At 48.1% G+C, this 5,702-nt stretch carries 2 tRNA genes and 3 rRNA genes; all 5 read left to right on the top strand.

Going from position 1 to position 5,702, the window contains the following annotated elements:
* The first annotated feature begins 412 nt into the window (after positions 1 to 412).
* The 5 genes from ACHEVO_RS13390 (at position 413) to rrf (ending at position 5,693) form a co-directional block, all read left to right on the top strand.
* Positions 413 to 1,951, top strand: a 16S ribosomal RNA gene (locus ACHEVO_RS13390).
* 75 nt (positions 1,952 to 2,026) lie between these two features.
* Positions 2,027 to 2,103 (top strand) — tRNA-Ile (locus tag ACHEVO_RS13385).
* A 9-nt stretch (positions 2,104 to 2,112) separates the two neighbouring features.
* Positions 2,113 to 2,188, top strand: a tRNA-Ala gene (locus ACHEVO_RS13380).
* A gap of 347 nt (positions 2,189 to 2,535) precedes the next feature.
* Positions 2,536 to 5,391, top strand: a 23S ribosomal RNA gene (locus ACHEVO_RS13375).
* Positions 5,392 to 5,579: 188 nt separating this feature from the next.
* Positions 5,580 to 5,693 (top strand): 5S ribosomal RNA (rrf, locus tag ACHEVO_RS13370).
* The 16S, 23S and 5S rRNA genes sit together here with 2 tRNA genes alongside, the layout of an rRNA operon.
* The last annotated feature ends 9 nt before the right edge of the window (positions 5,694 to 5,702 follow it).

Genomic DNA, 5,702 nt, shown 5'->3' with positions numbered 1-5,702 from the left:
TGGAAGTAGCTAGTGTGTAGATTACACATTAATAACCCAGTTAACTTGTTGAAACAAATTAAAAAAAGAAGTTGACAGACTATTAAAACATGATATGATGGTCAGCTCGCTAAATAGGATAAGCCACATTGGCAGACTTATTTAGTTTGAAATACTAGCACTGGACGACAGTGTCAGACATTATTTAAAAGCATAACTAAAGAACAACTTGTGTGGATTTTTGCTGATTCAGAATGCTAAAAAATAAAGTTGACTATCTTTTCTTTTCGAAAAGATTATTAACTATAAAAATTATCATTTAAGACAGCAGAAAAACTCAAAGTTAATTCATTACGAACATAATTTTTAGCGATTTTGCCAGATTAAATGAGCCAAGTTTAGAAGCTTCTTTAAAGAGCTTCATAGCAAGATTAAACTGAAGAGTTTGATCATGGCTCAGATTGAACGCTGGCGGCAGGCTTAACACATGCAAGTCGAGCGGAAACGATGGTAGCTTGCTACCAGGCGTCGAGCGGCGGACGGGTGAGTAATACTTAGGAATCTACCTAGTAGTGGGGGATAGCACGGGGAAACTCGTATTAATACCGCATACGACCTACGGGAGAAAGGGGGCAGTTTACTGCTCTCGCTATTAGATGAGCCTAAGTCGGATTAGCTAGATGGTGGGGTAAAGGCCTACCATGGCGACGATCTGTAGCTGGTCTGAGAGGATGATCAGCCACACCGGGACTGAGACACGGCCCGGACTCCTACGGGAGGCAGCAGTGGGGAATATTGGACAATGGGGGAAACCCTGATCCAGCCATGCCGCGTGTGTGAAGAAGGCCTTTTGGTTGTAAAGCACTTTAAGCAGTGAAGAAGACTCTTCGGTTAATACCCGGAGACGATGACATTAGCTGCAGAATAAGCACCGGCTAACTCTGTGCCAGCAGCCGCGGTAATACAGAGGGTGCAAGCGTTAATCGGAATTACTGGGCGTAAAGCGAGCGTAGGTGGCTTGATAAGTCAGATGTGAAATCCCCGGGCTTAACCTGGGAACTGCATCTGAAACTGTTAGGCTAGAGTAGGTGAGAGGGAAGTAGAATTTCAGGTGTAGCGGTGAAATGCGTAGAGATCTGAAGGAATACCGATGGCGAAGGCAGCTTCCTGGCATCATACTGACACTGAGGCTCGAAAGCGTGGGTAGCAAACAGGATTAGATACCCTGGTAGTCCACGCCGTAAACGATGTCTACTAGTCGTTGGGTCCCTTGAGGACTTAGTGACGCAGCTAACGCAATAAGTAGACCGCCTGGGGAGTACGGCCGCAAGGTTAAAACTCAAATGAATTGACGGGGGCCCGCACAAGCGGTGGAGCATGTGGTTTAATTCGATGCAACGCGAAGAACCTTACCTGGTCTTGACATATCTAGAATCCTGCAGAGATGCGGGAGTGCCTTCGGGAATTAGAATACAGGTGCTGCATGGCTGTCGTCAGCTCGTGTCGTGAGATGTTGGGTTAAGTCCCGCAACGAGCGCAACCCTTGTCCTTAGTTACCAGCGGGTTAAGCCGGGAACTCTAAGGATACTGCCAGTGACAAACTGGAGGAAGGCGGGGACGACGTCAAGTCATCATGGCCCTTACGACCAGGGCTACACACGTGCTACAATGGTAGGTACAGAGGGCAGCTACACAGCGATGTGATGCGAATCTCAAAAAGCCTATCGTAGTCCAGATTGGAGTCTGCAACTCGACTCCATGAAGTAGGAATCGCTAGTAATCGCGGATCAGAATGCCGCGGTGAATACGTTCCCGGGCCTTGTACACACCGCCCGTCACACCATGGGAGTTGATTGCACCAGAAGTGGATAGCTTAACCTTCGGGGAGGCGTTCACCACGGTGTGGTTGATGACTGGGGTGAAGTCGTAACAAGGTAGCCGTAGGGGAACCTGCGGCTGGATCACCTCCTTATAGACGCATTCGGTCAGCAAGAATTCACAACAAGTTGTTCTTTAGTTTAAGCTTACGTTTTTAACAAACGTATTAGGGTCTGTAGCTCAGCTGGTTAGAGCACCGTGTTGATAACGCGGGGGTCGGTGGTTCAAGTCCACCTAGACCCACCATTTTACAATGGGGCCATAGCTCAGTTGGTAGAGCGCCTGCCTTGCACGCAGGAGGTCAACGGTTCGACTCCGTTTGGCTCCACCACTACTAAGACGGTTAAGTAAGCTTTAGATGCTAATAAATAAATAGGTATTAAATAGAAACAAGTGATTTGCACAAGATTACTTCTTTCTGTTTTATACAGAATCTGTGACTCGACGAGAGCATAGAGACTATTTAAAAACATAGATATGAGTCTGGGTTAGGAAGAGCGTGTTCACGCGCACTTCTTAACCTTAATAACTCACCTCTTAACGACATCAGTTGTTATCCCAGGGGTGAGTTATTAAAAAAGTAAAGAGAACTGAATCAAGCGTATAAACATAGGTGATATCGTTATCATAATTAGATTGTATGACACTTAGAAGTCGAAAGACTACTTGGGGTTGTATGGTCAAGTAATGAAGCGCACATGGTGGATGCCTTGGCAGTCAGAGGCGATGAAAGACGTGACAGCCTGCGATAAGCTTCGGGGAGGCGGCAATATCCTGTGATCCGGAGATTTCTGAATGGGGAAACCCACTTACCATAAGGTAGGTATCCTAATTTATTAGGAAGCGAACGAGGGGAAGTGAAACATCTCAGTACCCTTAGGAATAGACATCAATTGAGATTCCCCTAGTAGCGGCGAGCGAACGGGGAGAAGCCGATTAATTCTAATGTAGAAGAACAGCGTGGGAAAGCTGACCGTAGTAGGTGATAGTCCTGTATTCGAAACATTAGAGTTAACATATTAAGTAGAGCGGGGCACGAGAAATCCTGTTTGAAGATGGGGGGACCATCCTCCAAGGCTAAATACTCCTGACTGACCGATAGTGAACCAGTACCGTGAGGGAAAGGCGAAAAGAACCCCTGTGAGGGGAGTGAAATAGAACCTGAAACCGTGTGCGTACAAGCAGTGGGAGCCCACTTGTTGGGTGACCGCGTACCTTTTGTATAATGGGTCAGCGACTTATATTCTGTAGCAAGGTTAACCGTTTAGGGGAGCCGTAGGGAAACCGAGTCTTAATAGGGCGTTTAGTTGCAGGGTATAGACCCGAAACCGAGTGATCTATCCATGAGCAGGTTGAAAGTGCCGTAACAGGCACCGGAGGACCGAACCCACTGTCGTTGAAAAGCCAGGGGATGACTTGTGGATAGGGGTGAAAGGCTAATCAAACTCGGTGATAGCTGGTTCTCCCCGAAAGCTATTTAGGTAGCGCCTCGGACGAACACCATTGGGGGTAGAGCACTGTTTCGGCTAGGGGGTCATACCGACTTACCAAACCGATGCAAACTCCGAATACCGATGAGTGATATCCGGGAGACACACGGTGGGTGCTAACGTCCATCGTGGAGAGGGAAACAACCCAGACCGCCAGCTAAGGCCCCAAATTCCTAGTTAAGTGGGAAACGAGGTGGGAAGGCATAGACAGCTAGGAGGTTGGCTTAGAAGCAGCCATCCTTTAAAGAAAGCGTAATAGCTCACTAGTCGAGTCGGCCCGCGCGGAAGATGTAACGGGGCTCAAACTAGGAGCCGAAGCTGCGGATTTGAATTTGTTTTCAAGTGGTAGGGGAGCGTTGTGTAAGCCTGTGAAGGTGTGTTGTAAAGCATGCTGGAGGTATCACAAGAGCGAATGCTGACGTGAGTAACGATAATGCGAGTGAAAAGCTCGCACGCCGGAAGATCAAGGGTTCCAGTCCAACGTTAATCGGGGCTGGGTGAGTCGACCCCTAAGGCGAGGCCGAAAGGCGTAGTCGATGGGAAATCGGTTAATATTCCGATACTTGTTTATAATGCGATGGAGGGACGGAGAAGGTTATGTCAGCCTGGCGTTGGTTGTCCAGGTGAAAGGATGTAGGTTTATAGCTTAGGTAAATCCGGGCTATTCTATACCGAGATCTGATAGCAAGCTGTACTTGTACAGCGAAGTGGCAAATACCATGCTTCCAGGAAAAGCTTCTAAGCAATAGTTATAAACGAATCGTACCCTAAACCGACACAGGTGATCAGGTAGAGAATACCAAGGCGCTTGAGAGAACTCTGCTGAAGGAACTAGGCAAAATGGTACCGTAACTTCGGGAGAAGGTACGCTGTTGATGGTGATAGGACTTGCTCCTTGAGCTGTTGGCAGTCGCAGATACCAGGCTGCTGCAACTGTTTATTAAAAACACAGCACTCTGCAAACACGAAAGTGGACGTATAGGGTGTGATGTCTGCCCGGTGCTGGAAGGTTAATTGATGGGGTTAGCGTAAGCGAAGCTCTTGATCGAAGCCCCAGTAAACGGCGGCCGTAACTATAACGGTCCTAAGGTAGCGAAATTCCTTGTCGGGTAAGTTCCGACCTGCACGAATGACATAATGATGGCAGCGCTGTCTCCAGCAGAGACTCAGTGAAATCGAAATCGCAGTGAAGATGCTGTGTACCCGCGGCTAGACGGAAAGACCCCGTGAACCTTTACTACAGCTTTACATTGAACTTTGACCTGACTTGTGCAGGATAGGTGGGAGGCTTTGAAGCCGAGACGCTAGTCTCGGTGGAGCCAATCTTGAAATACCACCCTGGTCATGTTGGGGTTCTAACTCAGGTATAACAATACCGAGGACAATGTATGGTGGGTAGTTTGACTGGGGCGGTCTCCTCCTAAAGAGTAACGGAGGAGTACGAAGGTGCGCTCAGACCGGTCGGAAATCGGTCGTAGAGTATAAAGGCAAAAGCGCGCTTAACTGCGAGACCCACAAGTCGAGCAGGTACGAAAGTAGGTCTTAGTGATCCGGTGGTTCTGTATGGAAGGGCCATCGCTCAACGGATAAAAGGTACTCTGGGGATAACAGGCTGATACCGCCCAAGAGTTCATATCGACGGCGGTGTTTGGCACCTCGATGTCGGCTCATCTCATCCTAGGGCTGAAGCAGGTCCTAAGGGTATGGCTGTTCGCCATTTAAAGAGGTACGCGAGCTGGGTTTAGAACGTCGTGAGACAGTTCGGTCCCTATCTACCGTGGGCGTTGGAAATTTGAGAGGATCTGCTCCTAGTACGAGAGGACCAGAGTGGACGAACCTCTGGTGTTCGGGTTGTCACGCCAGTGGCATTGCCCGGTAGCTACGTTCGGATGGGATAACCGCTGAAAGCATCTAAGCGGGAAGCCCACCTCAAGATTAGATTTCCCTAAAGAGCCGTTCAAGACTAGGACGTTGATAGGCAGGGTGTGGAAGCGCAGCGATGCGTGTAGCTAACCTGTACTAATTGCTCGTTTGGCTTGACCATACAACACCCAAGTGGTTTGTATACAAGTCTAATTAATCTATCTTGTATGACTGTAGTGGTCATAACGAAGAAAGTATATTTCGATATCACCTTTAACCTTGATTCAGTTAGGTTACAAGTTGATCGACCATAAACTAAATATTTATAGTCAAACAATAAAAACAACAGACTCATATCTAACCCCCTTTGCTGACGACAATAGCGCGATGGCCCCACCTGATCCCTTCCCGAACTCAGAAGTGAAACATCGTAGCGCCAATGGTAGTGTGGTTCGCCCATGTGAGAGTAGGTCATCGTCAGCTCTCTATTCT

Source organism: Psychrobacter nivimaris (assembly GCF_043419765.1).
In the GTDB taxonomy this organism is placed as follows: domain Bacteria; phylum Pseudomonadota; class Gammaproteobacteria; order Pseudomonadales; family Moraxellaceae; genus Psychrobacter.
The sequence above is the reverse complement of the archived record's forward strand: the minus strand, read 5'-3'. Positions and strand labels throughout refer to the sequence as shown.